Origin of the sequence: Mucilaginibacter oryzae, assembly GCF_003148845.1 — a bacterium.
Taxonomy (GTDB): Bacteria; Bacteroidota; Bacteroidia; order Sphingobacteriales; family Sphingobacteriaceae; genus Mucilaginibacter; species Mucilaginibacter oryzae.
Genome location: NZ_QGHA01000007.1, coordinates 20972 through 45816, shown reverse-complemented (window position 1 = coordinate 45816; position 24845 = coordinate 20972). Strand labels below are relative to the sequence as shown.

27 protein-coding genes, 1 tRNA gene and 1 riboswitch are annotated in these 24845 nt (G+C 45.0%); of the genes, 14 read left to right on the top strand and 14 right to left on the bottom strand.

Annotated elements, in window-relative coordinates:
• Window positions 1-59: 59 nt before the first annotated feature.
• Window positions 60-1355, top strand: a complete 1296-nt coding sequence (gene serS / locus LX99_RS17785) for a serine--tRNA ligase (protein WP_109609094.1) — start codon at window positions 60-62, stop codon at window positions 1353-1355.
• 166 nt (window positions 1356-1521) lie between these two features.
• Here serS and LX99_RS17780 read toward each other — a convergent pair whose 3' ends face one another.
• The 6 genes from LX99_RS17780 to LX99_RS17755 form a co-directional block, all read right to left on the bottom strand.
• Window positions 1522-1986 (bottom strand): HAD domain-containing protein, encoded by a 465-nt coding sequence (locus LX99_RS17780; RefSeq protein WP_109609093.1) that lies wholly within the window; start codon window positions 1984-1986, stop codon window positions 1522-1524.
• Window positions 1987-2092: 106 nt separating this feature from the next.
• A complete protein-coding gene (locus tag LX99_RS17775; protein ID WP_031266067.1) occupies window positions 2093-2926 on the bottom strand; it encodes an N-acetylmuramoyl-L-alanine amidase in 834 nt (277 codons plus the stop codon).
• Between the two features lie 133 nt (window positions 2927-3059).
• Window positions 3060-4025, bottom strand: a complete 966-nt coding sequence (locus LX99_RS17770) for a transglutaminase family protein (protein ID WP_022830451.1) — start codon at window positions 4023-4025, stop codon at window positions 3060-3062.
• A gap of 96 nt (window positions 4026-4121) precedes the next feature.
• Entirely contained in the window at window positions 4122-5057 is a 936-nt protein-coding gene (locus LX99_RS17765) for an alpha-E domain-containing protein (RefSeq protein ID WP_022830450.1), read from the bottom strand.
• A 108-nt stretch (window positions 5058-5165) separates the two neighbouring features.
• The gene (locus tag LX99_RS17760; RefSeq protein ID WP_109609092.1) at window positions 5166-6614 is read right to left on the bottom strand and encodes a circularly permuted type 2 ATP-grasp protein; all 1449 of its coding nucleotides are present in this window, start codon (window positions 6612-6614) and stop codon (window positions 5166-5168) included.
• Window positions 6615-6864: 250 nt separating this feature from the next.
• Window positions 6865-7725, bottom strand: a complete 861-nt coding sequence (locus LX99_RS17755; RefSeq protein WP_109609091.1) for an AraC family transcriptional regulator — start codon at window positions 7723-7725, stop codon at window positions 6865-6867.
• Between the two features lie 96 nt (window positions 7726-7821).
• Here LX99_RS17755 and LX99_RS17750 point away from each other — a divergent pair, with 96 nt between their 5' ends.
• Window positions 7822-8832: a zinc-dependent alcohol dehydrogenase family protein gene (locus LX99_RS17750; RefSeq protein ID WP_211319050.1), complete on the top strand. Its 1011-nt coding sequence runs from the start codon at window positions 7822-7824 to the stop codon at window positions 8830-8832.
• Between the two features lie 108 nt (window positions 8833-8940).
• Here LX99_RS17750 and LX99_RS17745 read toward each other — a convergent pair.
• A tRNA-Met gene (locus tag LX99_RS17745) sits at window positions 8941-9013 on the bottom strand.
• A gap of 234 nt (window positions 9014-9247) precedes the next feature.
• Window positions 9248-9349: riboswitch (TPP riboswitch) on the top strand.
• Window positions 9350-9447: 98 nt separating this feature from the next.
• On the opposite strand from LX99_RS17745, the gene LX99_RS17740 reads away from it, so the two are divergent.
• Genes LX99_RS17740 through LX99_RS17725 form a run of 4 tightly spaced genes read left to right on the top strand, consistent with a single transcriptional unit; the run spans window position 9448 to window position 12135 of the window.
• Window positions 9448-10161 carry a class I SAM-dependent methyltransferase gene (locus LX99_RS17740; RefSeq protein ID WP_109609090.1) on the top strand — a complete coding sequence of 238 codons (714 nt, stop codon included), beginning with the start codon at window positions 9448-9450 and terminating at the stop codon, window positions 10159-10161.
• A gap of 9 nt (window positions 10162-10170) precedes the next feature.
• Complete coding sequence (locus LX99_RS17735; RefSeq protein WP_109609089.1) at window positions 10171-11223, top strand: AIR synthase family protein; 1053 nt, start codon at window positions 10171-10173, stop codon at window positions 11221-11223.
• Window positions 11223-11870 carry a thiamine phosphate synthase gene (locus LX99_RS17730; RefSeq protein ID WP_109609088.1) on the top strand — a complete coding sequence of 216 codons (648 nt, stop codon included), beginning with the start codon at window positions 11223-11225 and terminating at the stop codon, window positions 11868-11870. Before LX99_RS17735 ends, LX99_RS17730 begins: the two co-directional genes overlap by 1 nt.
• Window position 11871: 1 nt before the next feature.
• Window positions 11872-12135: a Trm112 family protein gene (locus LX99_RS17725; RefSeq protein WP_109609087.1), complete on the top strand. Its 264-nt coding sequence runs from the start codon at window positions 11872-11874 to the stop codon at window positions 12133-12135.
• A 187-nt stretch (window positions 12136-12322) separates the two neighbouring features.
• On the opposite strand, the gene LX99_RS17720 is transcribed toward LX99_RS17725, so the two are convergent.
• Window positions 12323-14743 (bottom strand): beta-sandwich domain-containing protein, encoded by a 2421-nt coding sequence (locus LX99_RS17720; RefSeq protein ID WP_109609086.1) that lies wholly within the window; start codon window positions 14741-14743, stop codon window positions 12323-12325.
• A 117-nt stretch (window positions 14744-14860) separates the two neighbouring features.
• Window positions 14861-15190, bottom strand: coding sequence for a DUF6249 domain-containing protein (locus tag LX99_RS17715; RefSeq protein WP_109609085.1), 330 nt, complete (start codon window positions 15188-15190; stop codon window positions 14861-14863).
• 125 nt (window positions 15191-15315) lie between these two features.
• Here LX99_RS17715 and LX99_RS17710 point away from each other — a divergent pair, with 125 nt between their 5' ends.
• Both LX99_RS17710 and LX99_RS17705 read left to right on the top strand, forming a co-directional pair.
• On the top strand, window positions 15316-15873 hold the full coding sequence (locus LX99_RS17710; protein ID WP_109609084.1) for an RNA polymerase sigma factor: 558 nt from the start codon (window positions 15316-15318) through the stop codon (window positions 15871-15873).
• The gene (locus LX99_RS17705) at window positions 15870-16283 is read left to right on the top strand and encodes a hypothetical protein (RefSeq protein ID WP_109609083.1); all 414 of its coding nucleotides are present in this window, start codon (window positions 15870-15872) and stop codon (window positions 16281-16283) included. Before LX99_RS17710 ends, LX99_RS17705 begins: the two co-directional genes overlap by 4 nt.
• Before the next feature lie 6 nt (window positions 16284-16289).
• Here LX99_RS17705 and LX99_RS17700 read toward each other — a convergent pair whose 3' ends face one another.
• The 3 genes from LX99_RS17700 to LX99_RS17690 form a co-directional block, all read right to left on the bottom strand.
• Window positions 16290-16931 (bottom strand): C40 family peptidase, encoded by a 642-nt coding sequence (locus LX99_RS17700; RefSeq protein WP_109609082.1) that lies wholly within the window; start codon window positions 16929-16931, stop codon window positions 16290-16292.
• 78 nt (window positions 16932-17009) lie between these two features.
• On the bottom strand, window positions 17010-17381 hold the full coding sequence (locus LX99_RS17695) for a hypothetical protein (protein ID WP_109609081.1): 372 nt from the start codon (window positions 17379-17381) through the stop codon (window positions 17010-17012).
• Between the two features lie 71 nt (window positions 17382-17452).
• Window positions 17453-18583 (bottom strand): acyltransferase family protein, encoded by a 1131-nt coding sequence (locus tag LX99_RS17690; protein ID WP_109609080.1) that lies wholly within the window; start codon window positions 18581-18583, stop codon window positions 17453-17455.
• 194 nt (window positions 18584-18777) lie between these two features.
• On the opposite strand from LX99_RS17690, the gene LX99_RS17685 reads away from it, so the two are divergent.
• Window positions 18778-19380 (top strand): DUF1349 domain-containing protein, encoded by a 603-nt coding sequence (locus tag LX99_RS17685; RefSeq protein WP_211319049.1) that lies wholly within the window; start codon window positions 18778-18780, stop codon window positions 19378-19380.
• Between the two features lie 93 nt (window positions 19381-19473).
• Here LX99_RS17685 and LX99_RS17680 read toward each other — a convergent pair whose 3' ends face one another.
• Window positions 19474-19818: a HopJ type III effector protein gene (locus tag LX99_RS17680; protein WP_109609079.1), complete on the bottom strand. Its 345-nt coding sequence runs from the start codon at window positions 19816-19818 to the stop codon at window positions 19474-19476.
• A 185-nt stretch (window positions 19819-20003) separates the two neighbouring features.
• On the opposite strand from LX99_RS17680, the gene LX99_RS17675 reads away from it, so the two are divergent.
• The 4 genes from LX99_RS17675 (at window position 20004) to LX99_RS17660 (ending at window position 23235) form a co-directional block, all read left to right on the top strand.
• Window positions 20004-20576: a Crp/Fnr family transcriptional regulator gene (locus LX99_RS17675; protein ID WP_022832773.1), complete on the top strand. Its 573-nt coding sequence runs from the start codon at window positions 20004-20006 to the stop codon at window positions 20574-20576.
• A gap of 74 nt (window positions 20577-20650) precedes the next feature.
• Window positions 20651-21373, top strand: a complete 723-nt coding sequence (locus tag LX99_RS17670; RefSeq protein WP_109609078.1) for an SDR family oxidoreductase — start codon at window positions 20651-20653, stop codon at window positions 21371-21373.
• Window positions 21374-21473: 100 nt separating this feature from the next.
• On the top strand, window positions 21474-22514 hold the full coding sequence (locus LX99_RS17665; protein WP_022832775.1) for a DUF4097 family beta strand repeat-containing protein: 1041 nt from the start codon (window positions 21474-21476) through the stop codon (window positions 22512-22514).
• A gap of 316 nt (window positions 22515-22830) precedes the next feature.
• Window positions 22831-23235: a hypothetical protein gene (locus LX99_RS17660; RefSeq protein WP_146203154.1), complete on the top strand. Its 405-nt coding sequence runs from the start codon at window positions 22831-22833 to the stop codon at window positions 23233-23235.
• A gap of 84 nt (window positions 23236-23319) precedes the next feature.
• On the opposite strand, the gene LX99_RS17655 is transcribed toward LX99_RS17660, so the two are convergent.
• Window positions 23320-24483 (bottom strand): hypothetical protein, encoded by a 1164-nt coding sequence (locus LX99_RS17655; protein ID WP_109609076.1) that lies wholly within the window; start codon window positions 24481-24483, stop codon window positions 23320-23322.
• A gap of 160 nt (window positions 24484-24643) precedes the next feature.
• Here LX99_RS17655 and LX99_RS17650 point away from each other — a divergent pair, with 160 nt between their 5' ends.
• Window positions 24644-24799, top strand: a complete 156-nt coding sequence (locus LX99_RS17650) for a lmo0937 family membrane protein (protein ID WP_109609075.1) — start codon at window positions 24644-24646, stop codon at window positions 24797-24799.
• Window positions 24800-24845 lie beyond the last annotated feature (46 nt).

The window sequence follows — 24845 nt, the reverse complement described above, 5'->3', positions numbered from 1 at the left end:
GACTATCGACTATGGACTATCGACTTATTTATATCTTTGCCTAAAAAAAAAATCAAATAATGCTGCAAGTTAGTTATATCCGTGATAACCGGGAACAGGTTTTGGAACGTTTGGCTGTAAAAAATTTTAAACAGCCCGAACTGGTTGATGAAATAATTGAGCTGGACAGCAAATTACGTTCGACCAAAACCTATTTGGAAAAAATTCAAATGCAGGTTAATACAACATCTAAGTTAATCGGTGAACTTATGCGTTCCGGTAAAAAGGAAGAAGCCGAGGCGATAAAATCCGGCACAGCCGATGTGCCAGGAATTACGGACTTAAAGACATTAAAAGATATAGCAAAGGAAGAAGGTGATAATTTGGTAGCATTAGAAGAAGAGCTTTATCAAAAACTGGTGCTGCTGCCCAACCTGCCGCACAGTTCGGTACCTAAGGGATTAACTCCTGAAGATAACGAGGTTGTTTTAGAGCATGGCGAAAAGCCGGAACTGCCTGCCGATGCCCTGCCGCACTGGGAACTGGCTGCCAAATACGGCCTTATTGATTTTGAATTGGGTGTTAAAATAACCGGCGCAGGTTTTCCGGTATACAAAGGCAAAGGCGCAAAACTGCAACGCGCCCTCATTAATTATTTTATTGATGAGGCCGAAAAAGCAGGCTACAGTGAAGTAAGCGTACCGCTGATGGTGAACGAGGCTTCTGGCTTTGGCACATCGCAACTGCCTGATAAGGAAGGACAGATGTACCACGTAGGTATCGATAACCTTTACCTGATCCCAACTGCCGAGGTGCCCATCACCAACCTGTACCGGGAGGTGATTTTGAAAGAAGATCAGCTGCCTGTCCGCAATTGCGGGCATACGCCATGTTTCCGCCGCGAAGCGGGTTCATACGGCGCGCATGTGCGTGGTTTAAACCGCTTGCACCAGTTTGATAAGGTGGAGATTGTAACCATTGCCCATCCGGATAAATCGTACGAGATATTGGAGTTGATGAGCAACCACGTACAGGGCCTGTTAAAAAACTTAGGCTTGCCATATCGTGTATTGCGCCTTTGCGGCGGCGATATGGGCTTCGGCTCGGCTTTAACTTACGATATGGAAACCTGGAGCGCCGCGCAACAACGCTGGCTGGAGGTATCATCAGTATCAAACTTCGAAACCTTCCAGAGCAACAGGCTAAAACTGCGTTTCCGCAATGCGGAGGGTAAAACGCAATTAGCGCACACACTTAACGGCAGCGCCCTGGCTTTGCCGCGTATTGTGGCCACTTTGTTAGAAAATAACCAGACTGAACAAGGTATTAAAGTGCCGGAAGTGCTGGTGCCTTATACTAAGTTTGAGTGGATTTAGCCCCCCGGCGCCCTGAAGGGGGAGGTTAAAAGTATGACGCCTTGTACAATTTATTGTGCGGGGCGTTTTTTTGATTGTATCGGCAAGTGCCAGGTAATTGTTTGTCCAGGTAATTTACTTGCGCTCGTTTGCAACGAGCGCTTAACGTGGTATAGCGTTTGTAACGCTATAATTCCTTTTTCCTCAAAATATTAATTGCCTTATCCGCAAGTTCATCTGTAAGCCCGACTGATGAGCTTGTTAAAATAAGGTTGCGTTTGATATTTTCAGGTAAGTTGTTCAACATCTTATCATCATCAATAATTACAAATGCCCGGTTAGGTAATTGCCGCTTTTGATACCATTCCAATATCTCGTCCAAGCGTTTTTTAGTCAGGCTATCAGTATAAAGTCGTTGAATTTCTTTGGGATAAATCCCTCTGGCGTTAAGCATGATTTTCCATTCTGTAAGCTCATACTTTAACTTATGCGAAGTTGTTAGTAAAATAGAAGCACCCGTTTCAGCGAGAATGCGTTGGAGGGCTTTAACCGAAGCTTCGTTAAATACCGGAAAGCCATCATCCATGAATTCAGGTTTTCGCCACGAGGCAGCCGAAACCAGCACACCATCTATATCCAACAAAATCAACATCGAATTTAAATTATTTACTTGCGCTCGTTTGCAACGGGCGCTTAACGTGGTTTAGCGTTTGTAACACTACATTTGTATAATTCCTCCCCCTTCAGGGGGCCGGGGGCTAATACTTCCTATAAACGTTATACAAAATATTCAAATCCAGCCCTGTCATAACGGGCGTTTCATCCGTTTGTACAAAATGCCGTTTAAAGGCCACAATAGCGGCAGGCAGGTTGCTGGTATCATAGCCCATCAGCCGCAATGCTGTAGCATAATCAAAATTATCGGGCGGGAGTTCCAGGAGCTCTTCCCGCCAAAAACCAAATCCTTTTTGCGCTAACAGTTTCCATGGGAACAGTGGCCCCGGGTCGGGCTTGCGCGACGGCGCTATGTCCTGGTGGCCGATAAAATTGGCTTGAGGAATGTTGTAGGCTTTTTTAAGCTGAGCCAGTAGGGCCAGCAGACTTTTAACCTGTACATCGTTAAAAGGTTCGTGCCCGTTATTGTCAATCTCGATACCTATCGAGCAGCTGTTCATATCGCTGATGCTGCCCCATTTGCTGATACCTGCATGCCAGGCGCGCAGGTAGTCGTTAAGCATATGGTACACCTTGCCATCTTTGCTCACCACATAATGTGCGCTTACCTGGGGCTTTACCAGGGTGAACGTGTTAAGGGTTTGTTTAACCGAATCCTGCGCGGTGTAATGGATAATTACATAATTGGGTTTGCGCAGGTTAAAGTTTACCGTGCCCACCCATTCGGATGGGATGGCGCCGCCAGCGCTGTCAACCAGCATGGCGGGTTGTTCGCGGCTTATTACCTCAACCAGCGAATCGGTTTGGGTATGGTATACTTTATTGGCAGCCGCGTAAGGCGGTTGTATTTTGGGCGAACAGGCACTAATTACAGCCACCGACATCATTAACAATAGTAATTTATAAACTTGATGCACCTGGTTTGATGATTATTTGAATTATCGGGTTTTTGAAAGAAGAAAGACGTTAGTTGGCAATATTAAATTAATTCTTTCTTCCCTGCAACTAACCGTTGCCGGCGCTTTTGCAACAAATTCCCTGCCAACTAAATCATTGCTGCTGCTGTTGTTGTTGCTGGATAACCTCCATATAACGTTGATAACTGTTTTTGGCAAAGCCGGTGGCATGCAGGGCAGGTATCTCGGCTGGTTTCTCTTCAAATAAAATGGCGTCGGCGTCATCCACCAAAACCGATACCTCCAGCTTGTGGCCAAATGAGCCTTTATACACTCCCTTAACCGGCGAACAATCCGAAAAGTTGCGGCCAACGGCCAGGCGTACATGGGTTTCGTTGGCTACACAATTATTGGTTGGATCGATACCCAGCCAGCCGTAATCCGGAATGTAAACTTCGGCCCAGGCGTGTGTTGCACCGGCGCCCCGCATGGCGCTGCTATGCGTACATATGTAACCGCTTACATAGCGGGCGGGTATTTTAAGCAGGCGCAGCATCACCATCAATATATGCGCGAAATCCTGGCATACCCCGGCTTTAAGTTTCCATACTTCATCAAGTGTGGTTTCGACGGAAGTAACACCTTTGATGTACTCAAAATTTTTGTATACCCAGTTGCAAAACCTGAGGGCTACCTGGTAAGGCGCTTCGTTTTTATTGTGCTCGGTTTCAACAAAGGCCTGCAATTCGTGCAGCCCTTCAAAGTATTCCTGCTTTAAAAAATCTATATATGGCACCATGTATTGCAGACGCTTTAAATCTTCCCAGTGTTGTTCGGGGAAAATATCGTTTACAGGCAAAGGCCGGGGGCGGGTAATCACGTCGATCTTTGAGTTGATCAACAGCGTTGCGTGTGGCTCACTGTAAGTAAAACTGCCCACTTCGTTGCCGTAGTAATCAATATGGGTATCAACAACCGGGTTGCCGGTTATATGCAGTTCCTGTTTAATTACCTCCTGGTATTCATCTTTGATGGGGAAAAGAATGATCTGGTTGGCGCTATCGCGAACGGGGCCTTCGTAAGTGTATTTGGTGATATGTTGGATCTTAAATTCGGGCATGGCTTTAATTGATTGATTTGTTAGTTTGAAAGTTTGAAAATGAAAACCAGACCGGCATTTTTCAAATCTTCAAATCAACTCATTTTCAAATAATAATTATGAATTGGCAAAATAGTGCTGGTTCAGCGAATTGCCTATACTGTACAGTTCGCTCCTGATCTGTGTTAAAAACAGGTGCAAACCTTCTGCTTTAATGCTTTTTACCGAGCTGTATTTAATTCGGCTTTGCAACCTGCCTATCTGGAACGACATTTCGCGGTAGTCATCTACATTGCTTTCGTTCTTCAATCTATCAAAATAGCGCTGAATATTGTTTACCGAATAAATAACAGATCGCGGAAAATCAACATTCAATACCACCTGTTCCAGTACGTTCTCTGATTCAAAGCCTTCGCGGTAGGTTTTAAGGTAGAGTTCGTAACCGCCTAACGACAGTAAAAGGTGTTTCCAGTAGGTGGTGTCTGTAAGCAGGTCGGGGTTTTCGCTGATAGAGCTAAATTTGGTGTCAAGGATATCCACCGATTGGATTGCCCGTTCCAGGTATTTGCCGATGTTCATAAATGCCCGGCCTTCGCCGCGTTCCATGGTAATTTCTACGGTGCCATAGTACAGCATAACCTGTTTAATCAGCACATCCAATACGCTTATCGGGTCTTCGCGCTGAAGGGCGCGGTCAAGTCGCGGGTCTTTTACCGTGTGATAATACTCGTTCAGGCATTGCCACAAATCTTTAGTAATGTGCTCCTGTACCCCGCGTGCATTTTCGCGGGCCAGCGTAATGATGTTTAATATGGAGTTGGAATTGTTTTTACCTGTAACCATATATTTTAAAACTGCACGGCTGTCATTTTCAAGCGCCTCGGCTTCATCCGCATCCAAACCGGCAAAAATGCGCATTACCGGCTCCCAGGTAAATTCCTGCACCGTATCCTGCGACGACGCGTAATTAATTTTGAGCATCCGCAGCAAACCATCGCTGCGCTCAATGTAACGGCTTAACCAATAAAAACTTGCTGCTACCCTGCTTAACATATAATTTGAATTTCGGAATTCGGATGTTCGATTTCGGATTTATTTGTCCGTATCCTTTATTTTTTGATTGATTAAAAACCTTTTGCCTTTCACCTTTATCCTTTCGCCTTAGGTCAATACCCACGTATCCTTACTGCCCCCGCCCTGCGAGCTGTTAACTACCAGCGAACCTTCCTTCAGCGCCACCCGGGTGAGGCCGCCAGGTACTATCTCAATGCCATCCGGGCCGTATAACGCGTAAGGCCTTAAATCAACCCTGCGGGGTTTTAACGAGCCCTGCATATAACATGGTGCTGCCGATAGGTTGATGGTTGGCTGCGCTATGAAGTTACGCGGATCTTTCAGGATTTCCTTTTTGTAATCTTCAATTTCCTGTTCGCTGGCGGCATGGCCCATCAGCATGCCATAGCCGCCGCTGCCGTTGGTTTTTTTTACCACCATTTTGTTTAGGTTTTCAAAAACATACGCGCGCTCGTCGGGGTTGCCCAGCTGGTGTGTGGGTACGTTTTTAAGCACCGGTTCCTCGTTCAGGTAATAGCGGATCATATCCGGCACGTAGGCATAAACGGCCTTATCGTCGGCAACGCCGGTTCCTGTTGCATTCACTATCGCTACATTGCCTTTGCGATAAGCGCCCATCAGGCCTGCCACACCCAACATGCTTTCGGGGTTAAATACCAGCGGATCTAAAAACTCGTCGTCCACCCGGCGGTAAATTACATCAACCTGCTGCAGACCGGTGGTGGTTTTCATGTATACTTTATGGTTATTTACTACCAGGTCGCGGCCTTCAACCAGCTCAACGCCCATTAAACGGGCCAGCGTGGTATGCTCAAAATAGGCCGAGTTGTAAATGCCCGGTGTGAGCAACACGATGGTTGGGTTCTGGATTTGCCTTGGCGAAAGGGCCAGCAGGTTTTTATATAAAATAGACGGGTATTCGGTAACACTGCGCACACTGCACTGCGGCAGCAGATCCGGAAATAAGCGCTTGGTAATTTCCCGGTTTTCGAGCATATAACTTACGCCCGATGGGGTACGAAGGTTATCTTCCAGTACATAAAAAGTGCCGTCGTGATCGCGGATCAGATCGATGCCTGAAATGTGTACATAAATGTCATAAGGTACCTGGAGCTGGTACATTTCGCGCAGAAAATGCGGACAGGAATAAATGATATCTATCGGTACAATGCCGTCTTTTACAATAAACTGATTATGGTAAATATCCTTCAGGAAAAGATTGAGCGCCGTAAGGCGTTGCTTGATGCCACGCTCAACAAAAGCCCACTCGCTTGCCGTGATGATCCGGGGGATAATATCGAACGGAAAAATCTTTTCAATACCCTCGCCGCTGTTGTAAACGGTAAAGGTAATGCCCTGGCTCATAAAAAGGCGTTTGGCGAGCTCTTCTTTTTTGTTCAGGTCGTCGGCCGATTCTTTCGAAATGTAATCGATCACCTTGCGGTAATGCTCACGAACATTAGCGTCGGTGCCGTACATTTCGTCCCAAACGTTATCAATTGGGCTGTATTTGTCAAAATAAGCTGATTCTTCCATGAAAAAATTACAATAGTTTAAAAATTGATAATCAGTTATCTTTAAGAATTGTAATTTATGAAGTGTTTTTGATAAAAAAGCAAATTATTTTGATTTTTTTACATATATTCTAATGAAATTGGTAATTTATATTGAGATTTCTATTATTAATAGCAGGTTAAGTTTGGGTAAATCATCTTTTAACAAAAAAAATGCGCCTTTAGGATGAAATGAGATCCTTATTGACGATGCCTTTAAGAAGATAAATGCATTAAGCAATAATCGCGTTATCGATTATCCCCGTTTTCCTAAACTCCGACGGATTTACATTTCTGTATTTCTTAAAAATCCTGTTCAAATGGCTTTCGTCGTTAAAGCCAAGTTCGTTGGCTATTTCTGCCATGCGCATGCTGCTGTGAAGCAAGCGGTTTTCAATCAGCTTAAGCTTGTAATTGATAATGTATTGCTGCATGGTTTCGCCGGCATGCTTTTTAAAATACCTGCCCAGGTATGTTTCGGAGAGGCTCATTTTATCGGCTATAACTTCAGCTTTCAATTTTTCGGGAAAGTAAATATTGGCCTGGATGTATTGCAGGATATCTAACGCTTTCTCTTCGGTATTTTCATCAACCTCATCAGGCATACTCAAGGCCATGTTATGGGCGGCTATTATGATAATAGTATTGACATACTGCTTCAAAAGCGGTTTGCTGTACAAACTGGTTTTTTGTTTTTCGCTGATTATAGCCTGCATGATGGCTTTCACAACGGCTTTATCTTCACTTGTTTTTAATATACAGCCCGGAGCTTGTTGGGTATTTTTTAACAGGAAGTCAAGATGTTGTGCCATTTCGCCGGTCAGCTTGCTGTTTTTAATATAAAGCGGGTTAAACCGGACAAACAGGAACTGCGTTTCAGCCTCGATTTCGAAGTAATGTGAATCATCCGGCGTAAGTAAAAACAAGTGACCGGGCCTGTACGCGAATTTGCTTTTGTTGATGCGCTGTTTACCGCTGCCGCTTACAATATAAATAAACTCGAAAAAGCTGTGTGAATGTTCGCTGCGGGGGCATGCGCTGAGCGGTTCGCGCAAAACAATTTCAAATGGCTGATACAGGTTGTCTTTTACCATAGTATAAATATACAAATGTTACGAATGATTGTACAAGAAGAGTGGTTGTGCTCTTGTATAATTTTGCATTGCAATTAAATGATAAGCACAAAAACAATGAAAACTCAAAATAAAACAACCATGCAAGCCCTCATTGCAGCCGAAGCGAACGCTCCTTTTGTATTAACCGAAGTTGAACGCCCGGTAGCCGCAGCCGGGCAAGTGTTGGTACGGATAGTAGCCAGTGGCGTAAGTGTGCTGGATAACAAGATCCGTACCGGTAAAGGGGGCCATGCCCAGCAACCGTTACCCGCTGTTTTAGGGATGGATTTTGCAGGCGAGGTAGAAGCTGTTGGCGAAGGCGTTACCCGTTTTAAGGCTGGCGATGAAGTTTACGGCCTTGCCGGGGGGATTGGCGGCCTGCAGGGCACTTATGCCCAATACGGCGCTTTCGATGCCGATTTATTGGCCTTAAAACCATCAAACCTGAGCATGCGGCAATCGGCCTCGATGCCGCTTAACTTTATTACAGCCTGGGAAGGATTGGTTGACCGGGCTAAGGTGCACGAGGGGCAAAAAGTACTGGTACATGGCGGTGCCGGTGGTGTTGGCCATTTAGCGGTACAAATTGCCAAAGCTTTTGGTGCCTGGGTTTATGCTACCGGCAGTGCGGCTCAACAACCATATATTGAAAGCATTGGCGCTACATTTATTGATTACCGGGAAAAAACAGTCGGGCAATATGTGAACGAGTACACCGATGGCGAAGGCTTTGATATTGTTTACGATACCCTTGGCGGCGCTACATTGGATGCCTCGTTCGCTGCCGCCCGTTTTTACACCGGCCACGTAGTAAGCTGTTTGGGATGGGGAGAGCACAAACTGGCGCCTTTATCCTTCCGCGGCGCAACATATTCCGGCGTATTTACTTTAATGCCAATGATTACCGGTAAGGGCTGTAAACATCATGGAGAAATTATGGAAGAGGCTACCAAACTTGCCGAAGCAGGGAAAATGGTTCCTTTGGTTGATGAACGCAGGTTTACGCTCGCTACCGCTAATGAAGCGCACCAGATATTGGAGCATGGCAAGGCGATTGGAAAATTGGTGATTGATGTTAGGGAATAAGGTGCCGGAAGGGGAAGTTTTTTCTTTTTAAGCGTGTAATTCACATGCGATATTCCGGCATGATAACAAAAGAGCCTTTAATTTTTCAATTAAAGGCTCTTTTTCAGGTAGCGGGAGCAGGACTCGAACCTACGACCTTCGGGTTATGAGCCCGACGAGCTACCAACTGCTCCATCCCGCACTATTTTGTTGTTGCAAATGTACAATAAGTTATGACAGCAAAGTGTAAAAATGCCCCTCCTTTGCTTAATATTCGCTTAACACACTAATGGATAGAGTGTTAATTTCTGAAAAATTTTATATGCTGAATTTTTGTAACGGGTTAAAAGCGCTCTGTATGTATGAACTAAATTGCTTATGATTTTATTTATAAAAATTCTATCCGCCATTTTCCATTAAATAAACTACCTTCGTTTTATATAGCACGGGGTGCTTTAACCGCAGGGTTAAGGCTGAGATAATACCCGCACAACCTGACACGGATAATACCGGCGTAGGGATGCACTGGCTTGATTGTTGGTTTGCAGCGTTTGCTGTTTATTGATATATGGCCTTGTTTCTGTACCGGTACGCCTGTGCAGTAACAAGGCTTTTTTTATTTAATGAACTAAACACATGGAACCCGAAAACAATTTTGGCCTCGTAACCCAAAGCCTCAGCAACTGGCAAGGCCGCAAAGAGTGGTTTTTTAACCGCGAACACACCGATACTTACGAGCAATGGTATGAAGGCCGCTACAAACGGGCCGAGGTATGGCAAAAAAAGGTGATGGCCCAACTGTTGGGCTCCGATCTCCGCGTTAAAGAATTGTTGGAGTTTGGCTGCGGCACCACCCGTTTCACCCGCTGGTGGCATGAGATAGGTATCGACGCCACGGGCGGCGACCTATCGCCTTTTATGCTTGGCCAGGCCGTACACCTGTTTAAAGGCGACCTCGTAAATGCCGATTCGCACTTTATGCCGTTTAAGGATAATACCTTCGATGCTGTGGCCTTTATCACCACCTTTGAATACTACCGCGACCCGGTGCAGGTGATCCGCGAGGCGGCGCGTGTGGGTAAACACGGCATCGCCTTTGGCATGATGAACCGCAATTCGCCTAAAGTTTTGCGCCGCCGGGTGCAGCAAATATTCGGCAAAAACCCGTTTTACGTTACTGCCACTTTTTACACTCCGGCCATGCTCACTCATAAAATTCATGAAGCGCTAAAGGGGCGTCAATATAGCCTGGAGTGGACGTGTACAGGTTTGCCGGAGTGGTTCCCGGTGCAGCAATGGAGTGTGCCCGTCGGCGATTTTTTTGGTTTGTATGTTAAATTTTCAGATTAATACCAGCCAATGTCGTTATCAGGGAAAATAACCGGCGAAGGTTTTGAACATATCATCCTTCCGCGCCGTGGCCGCCGCAGGGATGAAGTTTTAAGCGGTCCGGCTTTTGGTGTAGATGTATCGGTGATTAACCTGCCTGGTGGTTTAGGGCTGGCCCTAACCAGCGATCCGCTTTCGCTGGTCCCATCATTGGGTTTGCAGGAATCGGCCTGGCTTTCGGTGCATTTAATGGCTAATGACATGGCTACCACCGGCTTCGCGCCGCAGTACGCGCAAATGGTGCTGAACCTGCCGCCGGGGCTAAGCCGCCAGGATTTTACTACCTATTGGGATCATATCCACCGTTATTGTGATCAGATTGGCGTAGCCATCACCGGCGGGCATACCGGTAGCATTGAAGGCCAAAATTCCACCATTGCCGGTGGCGGTACCATGTTGCTTACCGCGCCCGTTAACGATATTTTGTTGAGCAAAAACGCGCAGGTTGGCGATGTGATTGTTGTGACCAGGCAATGCGCCATGTCGTCGGCAGCTATCCTGGCTATGAGCTTTCCTCAAAAGGTGAAAAACAAATTAGGTGCGGAAGTTTACAACCAGGGCTGCGAATTATTTTATCAAACATCGTCATTAAAAGATGGCCTTATTGCCGCCGGTACTGAAAACGGCTTAAAAGATGTTACCGCCATGCATGATGTAACTGAGGGTGGCGTATTGGGTGCCGTTTACGAAATGGCCATAGCCTCAGGCAATGGGGTAGAGGTTCATAATCACCTGCTGCCGGTAGCTGAAGTTCAACGCCATATTTGCGGGCTGTTCAATATCGATCCGCGCTATTGCATTGGCGCCGGAGCCATGATCACTGCCGTAAATGAGCAATGGGTGCATAATGTAGTACAGCGCCTCAACGAAAATAAAATACCCGCTACCATTATCGGTCGCTTTACCGAAAAACAAAAGGGGTATACACTCATTGAAAACGGGGAAGAAAAACCGATGCCCTACTTCAGCGAAGATCCTTATTGGGCTGCTTTTTTTGACGCTTATAAAAACGGATGGAAATAATGGATAAACCTTATCATATTACCGGCGGTATTTACCTGGTGCTAAACCCCGCTATTGATGAAGCCACCTTGCTGGCTAAATTGCATTCAGCTTTGCAGGGTGGTATCAATGTAGTGCAAATATGGAATAACTGGCACCCCACGGCTGATAAACCGGCCCTGATTAACAAAGTAGCCGCGCTTTGTAAGCCCCGCAACGTTCCCTTGCTTATTAACCATGATTGGGTTTTGCTGCGCGATGTGCCTGCTTTGGATGGGGTTCATTTCGATACGGTTCCGGCTTCATTGCCGGTAATCCGTGATGTGGTTAAAAGGCCGTTTATAACGGGCATTACCTGTTCGGGTAGTTTGGATACGGTGGCCTGGGCCGAAGATAACGGGCTGGATTATGTATCGTTCTGCTCCATGTTCCCCTCTTCATCTGCCGGAACCTGCGATATCGTTACCCCGCTAACCGTAAAACGGGCAAGGGCGCTTACAAATATGCCGCTGTTTGTGGCCGGAGGTATCACGCTGCAAAACATCATCAGCCTGAAAAAGCTTACCTCATTTGATGGTATCGCCATTATATCCGGTATTATGGGTGCCGATGATCCTGAACAAAAAGTTAAACAATTTCAACTCGCGCTAAGCGCTAACCGAATCTAACATGCAACTCAAAACCATTAACAAACTGTGCTGCCCCTTTGACAAGCAAGACCTCACCCTGCAGGTATTGACTAAAGATCTTGATCAGAATGTGATAGAAGGAATCCTTACCTGTAATACCTGTAGCCGCAAATATCCTATTGTGTACGGTGTACCCATTATGGCGCCGGATGAGTACAGGCAAATTCAATTAGAGCAACCTATTGTTGAAAAGTGGAAGCTGGAGTATGATTTAGTTGATGTAAAGCTATTGCCGGAGGGATAGGAAAATGCTATCACGATGCACGCATAATTCCCGGTGGCAGTGCGGCAACTTGGTAACCGCTCAGGAAATGTTAAAAACGAGTTGTTATGGGTGGTGATAGCGAAGGGGCTTCTACGTTGTGCAGAGCGGTTAGGCAGGGCGGAGAATCCCCTTCGCTTCAGGATGACAAACCGGTATCATAATCCTGTTAATTTGCCACGTCATTATTTTCTATCCCAACCCTGTTTTTATTGATTCTGTCCTTTAAACCGCCGAAATTATAATTGAGGCTAACGCTGAATGAGCGGTAGTAATTTATGCTTTGATAAGTTTGACGAAACTCCGGACCGAATGTTTTGCTCACACTGTTACGATATTTGGTGAATGGATTTTTAATCCCTCCCGAAATGCTGAACTTGTTTTTAACAATATCCTTATTAAAGTTAAGGGCGCTGTAAAAAAACGCATTGGTGTACCCCTGCAATCCAGTTGGGGTGCGGCTGTTAATACCCAGGTCGGCGTTCAGGGCCCAGCCATGGTTAAGGCGCACTACGTTTGATAGTGTGGCATTATACATCATTGTATTGTTGTAGACAGTTTGTCCAGCCGACTGACCTTGCAGCCATAAGTACATACTGCTTCCATTAAGACTTACATTGTATATTTTAGTCGCCGGATATGCCAGGTAAAAATTGATACCCACGCTACTGGCTTTGCCGGTGTTAGCATAAGTTACCTGGTTTGTTTGTGTAGCTTTGTTAAAGTTCACCACCTGTACATCCAGGTTGTTCATGAACGAATAATCGGCCCCGATATTTACGGATAGCTTTTTGTTGCTGCTGTAGTTAAACTGGATATCGTTTAACAAAACAGGTTTCAGGTCTGGGTTGCCGGTAACTTCAAAGTTAGGGTTGGAACGATCTGTATAAGGGTTTAAGCGATTGACGCCCGGCCGCCTGATGCGTTGCGAAAAGCCGAAGTTAATGCTACTCTCATCCTTAAAATGTTTACTTACCGACAGGTTAGGAATCACGTTAAAATAGTTTTGATCGGCCGCCGAAGCGGTACTCATAAAATTGGCGCGGATCACGGTTTCTTCCATCCTTAAGCCCGCGTTGATATTCCAGCTGTTCAGGTTTACCTGGTACGAATTATAAGCGCTGAAAACATTTTGTGTATTGGTGAAAGCGTTAGAGAGCCCATCATTACGCCGGTACAAACCGGTTGTGCTATCTAAATCCCTGTAACTAAAATCGCTGCTGTTATTCCTGAAAATGCCTTTTAAGCCAGCCTCAATGTTTACTTTATTTACTGGGGTAACAAAATCAAGCTGTACGGTATGCTCTTTAAAATTCTGCCTGTCGGTCTGGATAAAATTGGTATGGTTAATATGGAGTTGGTTTAAAAATTCAACATTACCATTTCTGTTATTCAGGTTGGTGCTGTACAGGTATGATAGGGTGAGCAGCCTGTTTTTAACCGCTTTAAAGCCCATCTCGTAATTGATGCCTGCATCAATGCCATAGCCGGTAGCTTTGCCGTTATTGGCGAAATTGTATTGTTGAAACCCGGCGGGGCTGTTTAGCACCGATGCCTGCCCGTTATGGTCATTAGCCTGGCTGCCATTGTAATTAAACTGAGCAGTTAACAGGTGCAGGGTATCTATCTGCAAGCTCATTTCTGTGCCGAAGTAGGCCGTTTTGCTGTTTGAGCGCTGATAGCCCTGCTGGGTAAGTATATTGCCGCTGGTGTCAACGCGGTTATTGTTATTATAAGTTTCAGGAGCGTTATTGATACTGCCGCCACCCAAAGCCGAAATGCCAAACCTGCCCTTTTTAGCTGTAAACGAAGCGCCAACGCCCGGACCGCCGGTGGGCAGGCTTTCATTAATGTTTACAGTGCCGTTTATGCCATCATTTATTTTTTTACCTGTGATTATGTTGATTATACCAGCCAATCCTTCGGCATCGTATTTGGATGGCGGATTGGTGATCACCTCAATGCGCTCGATGGTTGAGGCCGGCATGCTTTTTAAAACAGCTTTCAGGTTGTTTTCTAAACTACCCGATGGCTTGCCATTGATGAATACCCTGAAGCCGGAACTGCCCCTCAACAACAGGTTATCATTGCCATCTAACGAAAGATAAGGCACTTTACGCATTATGGTTAAAACGTTGTTTCCTTTGCTTTCCGGATCGGCTTTCAAATCGTAAATGATCCTGTCGGCTTTTTGCCTGATGATGGGCCGTTCGGCAGTAATGGATACCTCTTTCAGCGCGGTGGTAGCATTGTTTAGGTAAATGGGTTTTAGGTCAAGTATTTTTTGTTGTGTCAGATCAATAGTTACGGTTTTAGTTTGATACCCTATTGCGTTGATGTACAGAGTATATTTTGATACAGGTACCAAAGTAAAGATAAATGAGCCGTCGTCTTTAGTTACGGCAACTTTAATGGTTTCGTTATCCGGTCCTTTTAATCTAACGGTTATTAAAGGAAGGGTTGCTTTACTTACCGAATCGGCCACGGTGCCTTTTATGGATGATATGGTTTGGCTGTAAGTGATGGTATTATGGGTGAGCAGCAGGGTAATTATGATGATAAGCCGCATTGCGAATGTTTTAGTTTTCATATGTGTTGAGGTATTTGGGTTTTTTAGGCAAAAGGGTTCCCAAAGGAGGGTTTCTCCCTTAAAAATTTGATAGAGCAGGTGGCTAAACCACCCGCTTAAGCAATAATCTGTGTGTATTTAAACCTTGCGGCGGCGTAACAGGTAGTAGATGATAAAGCCGACCGAGATAAAGATCATTTCAACCCCGTAAGGAACCGGAGAATCTTCGGCGCTGTATGGGATAAATTGCATTATTACAAGGCCTATACCGGCGCAAAGCAGAACGAGGCCCCATTTTAAAGCTTCGTTGCCCGAGCCTAATTCGGCTAAAAATCTGGTGCTGTTTTCGTCAAGTGGCCCTGCATCAATAATGCGTTTTTTTAGCCTGTAATTGTAAAGGGCAAGTATGAAGATCGCTATCAATATAAAAAATACGATAACTACTATGAACGGCATTAACTGTTTCATGTTGTTGTTTGTTTAAGTTATTTGCTCCAGTAGTCAGCACTTGGCCCACCGCGGTTGCAATTATTTTAAAATATTTTTTATTTCTTTTTTGCAACCGCTAAAGCATATATCTTGACTACTGTAATATGTTTAATGAACAAGAGGTAGTATCCAGGATATTGAACAAAGATATGCGGGCTTTTGAACTGCTGGTAAAGCAGTATGAAAAGCTGGTTTTCTTTGTGATACATCGCCTTGTTCATGACAAGCAAAACAAAGAGGATATTTGCCAGGAGGTGTTTATTAAAGTTCACCAAAACCTGCACCGTTTCCGGTTTCAATCCAAATTATCAACCTGGATAGCACGCATAGCCTATTTAACCGCTGTAAACTATCTAAAAAAGAATAAAAACAATTCTTCTTCCGAATATCCTGAAAATATTGATAACTATCATTTTACTGGTGAAAACCCTGAGCAGGAACTGGTAAAGAAAAACACCGCTGCTTATGTTAACCTGCTTATTGAACAAATGCCACATCAGTATAAAACAGTGCTCACGCTTTACCACCTCAACGAGTTTTCGTGTGCCGAGATAGAAGAAATTACAGGTATACCAGAGGGCACTGTAAAAAGCCATCTGTTTAGGGCAAGAAAGTTGCTGAAAGAAAAAATTGAAAAAGAGCTAAAGAGAGAAAATATATGAAAGACCTGGATGATGATGAATTACAGGAATTGCTGAACAGCGGCCTGCTTCCGGACGATGAAACGCTTTCGGATAGCGATAAGCATAACCTGCAAACCTATCAAAGCCTGTTCAAGGCACTTAATACTGAACCTTCCGAGGGTTTACCAATGGGTTTTGCCGCTAACGTTAGGCGCGCTACACAGGAGCAGGCCGCTCGTAAAAGCGATATGCGTTTTAATTTATTGGCGTTGCTGTTATTTGTGGTTGGCTTAGCCCTGGCTTACGGAATGCTAGCACTGATCAGCCCGGAAAGCGGGGATATGTTTTTAACTGTTGTTTTGAGTTATAAATGGGTATTGCTAACGATGGTTGCTGGCTTTTTGGCTTTTCTATTTATAGATCAGCGATTGGCAAAGAGAAGTTATTAGATCGGGTTATCTCGCTACTGTTTCAGTGTCGTCGGGGGTAATAGCTTCTTCCTCTTCTGCCGGAGCATCGTTTTTAAACACGCGGATAGTTTTGATATACCGGCGCTGATAACGCTCATTCATAGCCGTTTCAGTAACGCCGTTTTCTTCACCCGAGGTGGAATGGATAAAAACCAGGGGTTCGCCGGGTTGAGATATCACAATGCCTATATGCCCTGCGCTGCGGTAGTGGTGGCTGCGGGTGCCTGTAAATAAGATCAGGTCGCCAAAGCGGGCCTCAGAAATATCAATACCTTTTACGGGTGCAAAATCTGACGAACTGCGGGGGATGGAAATTCCGAAATGACTGAATACGTAATTCACAAATCCCGAACAGTCAAAGCCCTTGTCGGGATTACTTGATCCGTAACGGTAGCGGATGCCTTTAAGTGTCTGTGCAAATTCAACCAGTTGGTTTGGAGTGATTTCGCCGGTATCGTAATTGGCTTCTACTTCAGCCTCATCATGCCTTACACGTACGTGCCTGTGCATTTTAACGGTTTTATTTGCCTTGCGTTTTGCTGCCGCATAGTGAGCCGCAGGTTTTACCGGCTTCGAAAATGATAAAAAAGCAATAAGAAGAAGTTTGCTGCCAACTACAAAATGCATTTTGTAATGATAGGAAAAAAACTTTCAGATTGCCATTAAAATGTAAAAAAGATGCGGGCGTTTTATTAACAGGTGTTGTTAATTATCTTTTCTCCACTCTTTTATGCCAAATCCGGTAACAACAGAATCCCTGTTTAGCTTCAATACCAAGTATTTGGTATGTACCGGATCAATGTCATCTCCAAAATCCATCAATAGCTGATAATGCATATCGCCCGTATCAGAAAAATTTTCAGGTTCACCAAGCGAATCGATAAGCTGTTTGTACGATAACCCTTTAAGTTGATGATGTTGCATCAGATCTGCAACCATATGTTCCCGCTGCGGATAATCCCAGTCGTCCTTTTCATTCCATCCCTTTTTGTTAAACTTTATATCAGGGTTATAACGGGTGCAGGCACTTATAAAAAGTAGTGCGCCCCATAGTAAACATGTGGCTTTGTATTTCATATAAGATTTTTGAACCATAAAAAAATCCACATCTTAATTCCGCTTCAATTATCCGTTCACTACCTGGATGATTAGTTTTTTTTCACCAGATACTTTTTCCTCAACCATTCCCGCACGGGCTCATCATACAGTTTCAGGCAAGCGTAAGCAATAGCTACACTTGAGGCAACCAGTACAGCACCCCACCGCAGCCCATAGCTCATCGGGATTTTATTATCCACCACCCAGGCGGTAAACCAGTAAATAAGCGGGTAGTGGGTAATGTAAATAGGGTAAGAGATATCGCCAAAAAACTTGCATACCTTGTTTGCAAATTGGCTGTTAAGCTCGCCTCCCGCGCCTATCAATACAATTAAAGGGAAAATCAAAATAATACAAACCGATTCGTAAAGGCCGTTCATCCAGAGCTGCTGAGGGCCACCGATGCGGGGTATAAACAAGGTTAATAAGAGCAAAAAACTGCTGACTGTAAAAGCCCACTTAACGCGAATCAGTTTCGCTGTGCGGCAAAGCAGCATCCCGGCCAGGAAGGGATAAAGCAAACGCGTAAAGCCAATGTTCAACTGTTCGGTATTAACTGTCCAGCCGCCGATCACATCGCCGGTAGGTCCCCAAACCTCATAACGGATCAGTAAAACTGCCGCAGCTATTACGAATATGGCTAACACCGTATTTGAAAATTTGCGAATAAAAAGGGCGTATAAGATGTTGGCCACGTATTCAAAAAATAATGACCAGGCAGGTCCGTTGAGCGGGTGCATTTCCTGCCAGCCACGGATATCCATGGAGGGCAGTATAGGGATCATGGTACAACCGATCAGCATGATCAGCAACATTTTCCAAACCGGCGTAGGGGCTATAAGCGGAAATAAGTTGCCGGCCTGCAAATAAAAAAATATAGCGCCGATAATTGAGCCCATAATAACCATAGGCTGCAGCCGGATTAAACGGCGCTTATAAAAATCCCATTGGGTCATTTTACCCCAGCGGTCATCGTAGGCATAAGCAACTACAAAGCCCGAAAGCAAAAAGAAAAAATCTACGGCAAGGTAACCATGGTTTATAATCTGGGCAAAGCGGCTGCCGCCGTTAAAGGTCTCAAAAGTGTGAAACACCACTACGGTAATAGCGGCCACACCGCGCAGTCCGTCGAGAATTTTATAATGGCTTTTGGTTTCGAGATAAGCAGGGTTTTGTGACATTACAGGATTTTATTTGTTTTGAGCTGATTGGGTTTAATAAATTGGGTTGGTTGGAGCCGGAGGCCTAATATGCTGTAATTTATCATAAAATACAAGAGGCGGTTAATGATATCAGGGGAAGAAATGATGACAAAAATTTAACCGGGGATGATTTAAATGCTAATAATTTTGGCAGTAAATGTTATTTTGCGGCCATGAAAAAACATATCCTAACATTTGCCCTTACATTAACTACCTTGTTAAGCCACGGCCAAACCATGAAATGGTTTAACAAACCCAAAGCATGGAAAGGTAATGCCAAACAGCTTACGGTAACGGTTGACCCTAATACCGATTACTGGCGCGTAACCCACTACGGTTTTATCCGCGATTCGGGGCCGTTTTATTATGAAGATGTTACCGGCGATTTTGAAGCATCGGTAAAAGTGACGGGCAACTACCAGGAACTGTTTCACCAGGCCGGCCTGATGGTACGCATCGACTATAAAAACTGGATTAAAACCGGCATTGAATACGTTGACGGCGTACAAAACCTGAGCGCTGTGGTAACCCGCGAAGTTTCGGACTGGTCGGTTGTGCCCCGTAGTGACAGCCCTAAATCTGTTTGGTTAAAATTGCTCCGCAAAGGCGATTATGTACAAATTCAATACTCGTTTGATAATAAGGATTTCAAAATGCTTCGCCTGGCCTATTTCCCGCCAAAAGTAAAAGCGCAGATCGGTGTGGTAGCCGCCGCGCCGGGTAGAAAGAGCTTTGATGTAACTTTTGATGATTTTGTGGTAAAGCCGGTTAAGTGATCAATATGCTCACTGCGGCACCGCCGCGTTTACCGTGAAAATTAACATTAAAACCGGAACTAATCATTCCGGTTTTTAAATGTTTATATGGCGTTAATTTTTGGCAACCAGGGCCTGTCCTTCAAAAACAATCCCCGCCCAGCCATGGGCAATAAATTGCCTGATATTCTGGTGGTCGGCGGCATTGGGGTGGGCCAGTACTGATTGATAATGCTCAGCAAATAACAGCAAGGTATCTTCGGCGCTTAATCCGTTTATTTGAGCGAATGAAAAAACTTTTGCGCTGCCCTGGTTTTGGGTGGCTTCGTTGTAAGCCTCGCCATTTTTAAAGGCTGTTGGCCGGTGGTTATAGTAAGTTTCAATAAAAGCGATCACATCGCCGAATGCTCTTTTCTTTTCCTGTAAATCTTTTAGCAGCACTGATAGTTCCTGTTTCATGTTGATATAATATGGGCTGAAAATAGGATTTAATCAGCTTACCTCGTCGTTATATTTTTGCAAAGCGTATTATTCCCTGAGCAGGCGCAGCTAATGAACGCATCGCTTGAAACAAATGTTTGTACGATGATATTTGCCCAGGGATACCTAACTTAAAAACAGGGCGTATTTTTACTTTTGTATCTATGGCATCCCAATTTGTTTCGTTTCTCCAACAGTACCAGGCAATCCCGGCAACAGACCAACTTCTCATCGACGCGGCTACCGAGCGTCGTTTTTACAAAAAAGGCGAGCCGCTTTTCGTGGCCGGAAAAGTTTGCCGCGAGTTGTTTCTGGTGTGCAGCGGTATATTGCGCATTATGGTTATCAACGAAGCCGGAAACGAGGTGACTTACTTTTTTATTCGTGAAGGTCGGCTTTGTTCAATATTAAATAGTTTTAACAATGGCACAATTGCCAAAGAAAACATTTTGGCGGTTAGCAATGCCGAAGTGATTGTACTGACGCGCGCCGGGCTTAATAAGCTTTTTGAACAATTGCCCTACTTAAAACCCCTCATCAACCAGATTACCCAACAGGCACTACTGGATAAAATAGCTGTACGGAATGAGTATCTGGGCCAGGATGCGGCTTCCCGTTATAAAACTTTTGTATCGCAACAACCTGATATCGCAAGGGAAGTTCCGCTGAGTGATATTGCGTCTTACCTGGAGATCACGCCACAATCGCTCAGCCGCATTAGGAAAAATATCCGCTGAAGCATTTTTTACCATTTGTTAAGTGCCGCCTCTTTTTGCATCCTCAAATTTGCATCAACAAAAAGCAAATACACATGGAAAATTTAAAAGGTAAAAAAGTGGTTGTTTTAGGCGGAAGCGTTGGAATAGGGTTTTCGGTTGCAAAAGCTGCCGCCGAAGAAGGAGCAGAAGTAATCATCGTATCCAGCAACCCCGAACGATTAAATAAAGCACTTGGCAGGTTGCCCGCAAATGCAAAAAGCTTTACGGTAGATCTGGCTAGCGAACGGCAGATAGCAACACTGTTCACAACCATCGGTCATTTCGATCACCTCGTTTTCACCGCGGGCGAAACTTTGCAGTTAGGCAACGTTGCCGATACTAATATTGATGTAGCGAAGAACTTCTTTAACGTGCGCTATTGGGGCGCTTTTTTAGCAGTGCAATATGCGGCAGGCAACATTAATGCAGGGGGCTCTATTACGCTAACGGGAGGCTCGGCTGCTAAACGACCGGGTACAGGCTGGGGTTTGGGGGCAAGCATCTGCGCCGCCATGGAAGGCTTTACCCGCGCCATGGCTGTAGAGTTAGCGCCAATTCGCGTAAATATAGTTGTGCCAGGCCTTGTAAAAACTAATTTGTGGGCCAACATGACTACCGAGGCCCAGGATGGTATGTTTAGCCACTTCTCCGAAAAACTACCGGTTAAGTATGTTGCCGGTCCGGACGACATCGCATTAACTTATTTGTACCTGATGAGACAACCATATGGCACCGGTCAGGCGGTTGTTGTTGATGGTGGATATGTATTGGTTTAGTGTTAAGGGGCTTTAGTATTATGCTTCAAATTAAATGCAGTAAGCCTGTAACGTATTGGCCCCGGGCGTTGTCATATTGAAAAAGCAAACTAAACCCGTTATGAAAAATTACATTTTACTTTTGTTGCTTGCCGGGCAAACTGTGGTAGCTGCAGCACAGGATAAAGATAGGAATGCGCTATACCTCACCAAATCATTAGCCAACGATGCCATTAACAGCGTTTTGGTTAATACCTCAGGCGGAGGTATTGTTGTTAGCGGTAAAGCCGGCGAGGCTCCGCGTGTTGAGGTTTACATTAAAGGTAACAACGGCAACATACTATCGAAAGAGGAGATACAAAAGCGCCTCGATAAGGATTATACCCTCGACGTATCCGTTAGTGGTCACCAGGTTAGGGCTATCGCCAAAAGCAAACGCCAAAACTTTTTTAACTGGCGCAGTTCATTGAATATCGCCTTCAGGATTTACGTGCCCGGGCAATGCTCAACCGATTTGCAAACAAGCGGCGGCGGTATTGTGATTGACAATTTAAAGGGCAACCAGAAATTCAGCACCAGCGGCGGCGGCTTACAGCTTGACAGGCTTTACGGCGTTGTTCGCGGTAATACCAGCGGCGGCGGCATCCAGGTATCCAACTCGGGCAATGATATCTCGCTCGAAACATCGGGCGGCGGCATTGAGGCCAAAAACTGCAGCGGCAAAATCAGGCTGGAAACCAGCGGGGGCGGCATCGTGCTCGAAAACCTGAAAGGTAACATCAATGCCGAAACCAGCGGTGGCGGCGTTGACGGCAATAATATTGACGGTGAGTTGATGACTACCACCTCGGGCGGCAGCATTAACCTTAAACGGATAATGGGTAGCGTTAGCGCCTCAACCAGCGGTGGTGGCTTATATGCACAACTGCTAAAAGTTGGTAAATACATTAAACTGGAATCGAGCGCGGGCAATGTGGATATTGAACTACCTCAAAACCAGGGCTATGATCTCGACCTGCGGGGCGATGGCGTATCGCCATCATCGTTAGCCAAATTTAACGGTACGTGGGAGAAGGAACGCGTGCGCGGCAGCTATAACGGCGGTGGCATCCCCGTTAAGGCCGAATCATCAGGCGGCAGCGTTAACCTGCGCCTAAAATAATCAACCTGTAACGTAAAGCTTTAACCCCGGTTTACCAGCCGGGGTTTTTTATTTGTTGTTTATCAGCTTTCCTATCCTTCCTTATCAAAGCAACGAACCGCAATACCAAACCCATTGCCTTGGCGTATGTTAAACGCGTACAATAATAATCAGTATCATAGCGTTGATACCGTATGTCGGCAATTGTTATAACGGCGCCCTATACGTTAACCTCACCACATCACGCTCAATGCTTAAACCGCTCTTTAACAGACAACAACAAAAGATTAAAATACTGCGGCAAAATTTATGGGCTGTTGTTGTTTTATGTTTGGCGATGATTGCGATTTCCTCGTGCCGAAACTTTAATACGGCGCATACGCAGCAGGGGATAGGCCCGGCAAATCTGATTCGCCTGATTAACATGAACCCTGCCGATTACACAAACGAACTTAATAAAGTTTACCCCGGCTGGCAATTTGAGCCCGGCAAAAACCGATGGGTAAACAGCCGGCACAACAGCGCCTTAGCCATCAGGGAAAATGAACTTAGATTGATGGAACCCGTTGAATACGCGGAGGCTTACCCTCCATATTTTGAAAATCATAATTTCAACCTCATCAGTACAGGTGCTCCTGCCGATACTTCGAAAACCGGAAAGGAAATTTTTGAGGATACCGATTATATTTTCACTATTCAAACCAACCAAAAATACGTGATGATATCGCTTGGCGGCCGGTAGGTACGCCGCATTGTCATGCACTTCGCTGCCGCTGCGGATGATAGTATCCTTATCTTCCCATAAGCTTTGCACTTCCTGCACCCTTCAGGTTGATAACTTATTTGGCTGTAGGTACAGGTAATCATTTTTAAAATCGAGGATCATATTAAAGCGTTTTAAGAGGTCGTTGCCAAAAAAGTTCATTTCAAAGCCCACCGGGTTTTTACTGCCTAAAATAAGCGTGGGCACATTACTAACCGGGAAGCCGTTAACCCTAAAAAGCGGCGCTTCCACCACCCTGATCAGGTATTTATTGCCCCGCGGATCGCTGAGGGTTGAGGTTTTGATCAGTTTAAGATTTTGAGCGAAATTGTTCCGGGCCACCCAGCCGCTATCCAGGATCAGCGATTGATCGGAGCCGGTATCCATCGAAAAGTTGCCCGTGTATTTTTTACCGTCTATTTCAAAGGTTCCGGCGGCATACGGAAATGAACGGACAAAGCCCATCCTGGAGCGTTTATAGCCTTTTGTATTGCGGGGCATCTTATTATAAATCACAATCCGGTTGTTATCATAATCAACCGCCACCTGCCTGCCCTCAAAAAGGTTCCAGCCAAAGCGGCCATCCATGCCGCTTGCCGTTATGCCGGTAGGCAGTATTTCCTGGTTACGCCAAACGGCGGTACCCAACTGCAGTTTTTGCGCTTTGCCCATGTTATTGAAATTTGGCTTCGCATTACCTGCCAATACATCTGCCTGGTTAGGCAGCAGCTTTGTTTTTTTGATGATGGCATCGCGGGTTAAATGAAAATCGAACGAACTGATGTCGAAGTGCAGGTTTAAGGTATCAGCATCGTTCAGGATAGCTTTTACCGCGATGGCGTTATTGGCTGATACTGTAAAAGGAATGGTATCGTTTTTTATAATACCGCCCTGCTTACCCGGAGGGGGAATGGCGCTGGCTATTTGGGTAAAACATGAATCTTTGCCGTTAAGAAGGATCACAAAGTTGAACCGTGTGCCGGGCTTCACCTTTACCCGTATCGAATCCACGTCGGTATAAAAAGTAACCCATTTGGTTTGTCTTGTACGCTCGGCAGTATAAATATCAGGCCGGGTTTTAGGCGATAGTGACCATGCATTTTTATCAAGGAAACCGCCATCATTTATAGCTACACTTTTTGATGTGGCTTTAATTACCGGCAGTTTGGTCTGGCTAAAAGCAAAACTGGCTGTTAGCAGGCTTATCAGCAAAAAAAAACATTTCATTATTTTATAAGGTGTTGGATAGAGGTAATGTACGATTAAATGATTTCAAAACATTAGTGTAACGGTAAAACAGTTTAAAAAAGAAATTTTTTAAAACTTTTACCCCGCTGCCGGTATTATACTGATATCTATGAAAATCATTAATTAAAATAAAATTATCATGAACTCACTCCTGTATGTTATTGCTGTTATCCTTATTATAGGATGGGCAATAGGCGCATTTTTCACATCAGTTGGCGGCCTTATCCATATTCTGCTCGTAATAGCCATTATCGCGCTTTTATTGGGCGTAATCAGGCGCTCCTCGACAGTATAACACTGTCCGAAATATAAAACTGATGCTCCGGCCTTTTAGCCGGGGC

Coding starts and splice junctions, on each gene's coding strand:
- LX99_RS17730 (WP_109609088.1), top strand. CDS start 11,223: ATGGATAAACCTTATCATATTACCGGCGGTATTTACCTGGTGCTAAAC.
- LX99_RS17710 (WP_109609084.1), top strand. CDS start 15,316: ATGTTTAATGAACAAGAGGTAGTATCCAGGATATTGAACAAAGATATG.
- LX99_RS17655 (WP_109609076.1), bottom strand. CDS start 24,483: ATGAAATGTTTTTTTTTGCTGATAAGCCTGCTAACAGCCAGTTTTGCT.
- LX99_RS17750 (WP_211319050.1), top strand. CDS start 7,822: ATGAAAACTCAAAATAAAACAACCATGCAAGCCCTCATTGCAGCCGAA.
- LX99_RS17680 (WP_109609079.1), bottom strand. CDS start 19,818: ATGAAACAGGAACTATCAGTGCTGCTAAAAGATTTACAGGAAAAGAAA.
- LX99_RS17705 (WP_109609083.1), top strand. CDS start 15,870: ATGAAAGACCTGGATGATGATGAATTACAGGAATTGCTGAACAGCGGC.
- LX99_RS17755 (WP_109609091.1), bottom strand. CDS start 7,725: ATGGTAAAAGACAACCTGTATCAGCCATTTGAAATTGTTTTGCGCGAA.
- LX99_RS17715 (WP_109609085.1), bottom strand. CDS start 15,190: ATGAAACAGTTAATGCCGTTCATAGTAGTTATCGTATTTTTTATATTG.
- LX99_RS17670 (WP_109609078.1), top strand. CDS start 20,651: ATGGAAAATTTAAAAGGTAAAAAAGTGGTTGTTTTAGGCGGAAGCGTT.
- LX99_RS17725 (WP_109609087.1), top strand. CDS start 11,872: ATGCAACTCAAAACCATTAACAAACTGTGCTGCCCCTTTGACAAGCAA.
- LX99_RS17700 (WP_109609082.1), bottom strand. CDS start 16,931: ATGCATTTTGTAGTTGGCAGCAAACTTCTTCTTATTGCTTTTTTATCA.
- LX99_RS17695 (WP_109609081.1), bottom strand. CDS start 17,381: ATGAAATACAAAGCCACATGTTTACTATGGGGCGCACTACTTTTTATA.
- serS (WP_109609094.1), top strand. CDS start 60: ATGCTGCAAGTTAGTTATATCCGTGATAACCGGGAACAGGTTTTGGAA.
- LX99_RS17685 (WP_211319049.1), top strand. CDS start 18,778: ATGAAAAAACATATCCTAACATTTGCCCTTACATTAACTACCTTGTTA.
- LX99_RS17660 (WP_146203154.1), top strand. CDS start 22,831: ATGATTGCGATTTCCTCGTGCCGAAACTTTAATACGGCGCATACGCAG.
- LX99_RS17690 (WP_109609080.1), bottom strand. CDS start 18,583: ATGTCACAAAACCCTGCTTATCTCGAAACCAAAAGCCATTATAAAATT.
- LX99_RS17720 (WP_109609086.1), bottom strand. CDS start 14,743: ATGAAAACTAAAACATTCGCAATGCGGCTTATCATCATAATTACCCTG.
- LX99_RS17650 (WP_109609075.1), top strand. CDS start 24,644: ATGAACTCACTCCTGTATGTTATTGCTGTTATCCTTATTATAGGATGG.
- LX99_RS17740 (WP_109609090.1), top strand. CDS start 9,448: ATGGAACCCGAAAACAATTTTGGCCTCGTAACCCAAAGCCTCAGCAAC.
- LX99_RS17760 (WP_109609092.1), bottom strand. CDS start 6,614: ATGGAAGAATCAGCTTATTTTGACAAATACAGCCCAATTGATAACGTT.
- LX99_RS17665 (WP_022832775.1), top strand. CDS start 21,474: ATGAAAAATTACATTTTACTTTTGTTGCTTGCCGGGCAAACTGTGGTA.
- LX99_RS17770 (WP_022830451.1), bottom strand. CDS start 4,025: ATGCCCGAATTTAAGATCCAACATATCACCAAATACACTTACGAAGGC.
- LX99_RS17780 (WP_109609093.1), bottom strand. CDS start 1,986: ATGTTGATTTTGTTGGATATAGATGGTGTGCTGGTTTCGGCTGCCTCG.
- LX99_RS17675 (WP_022832773.1), top strand. CDS start 20,004: ATGGCATCCCAATTTGTTTCGTTTCTCCAACAGTACCAGGCAATCCCG.
- LX99_RS17765 (WP_022830450.1), bottom strand. CDS start 5,057: ATGTTAAGCAGGGTAGCAGCAAGTTTTTATTGGTTAAGCCGTTACATT.
- LX99_RS17735 (WP_109609089.1), top strand. CDS start 10,171: ATGTCGTTATCAGGGAAAATAACCGGCGAAGGTTTTGAACATATCATC.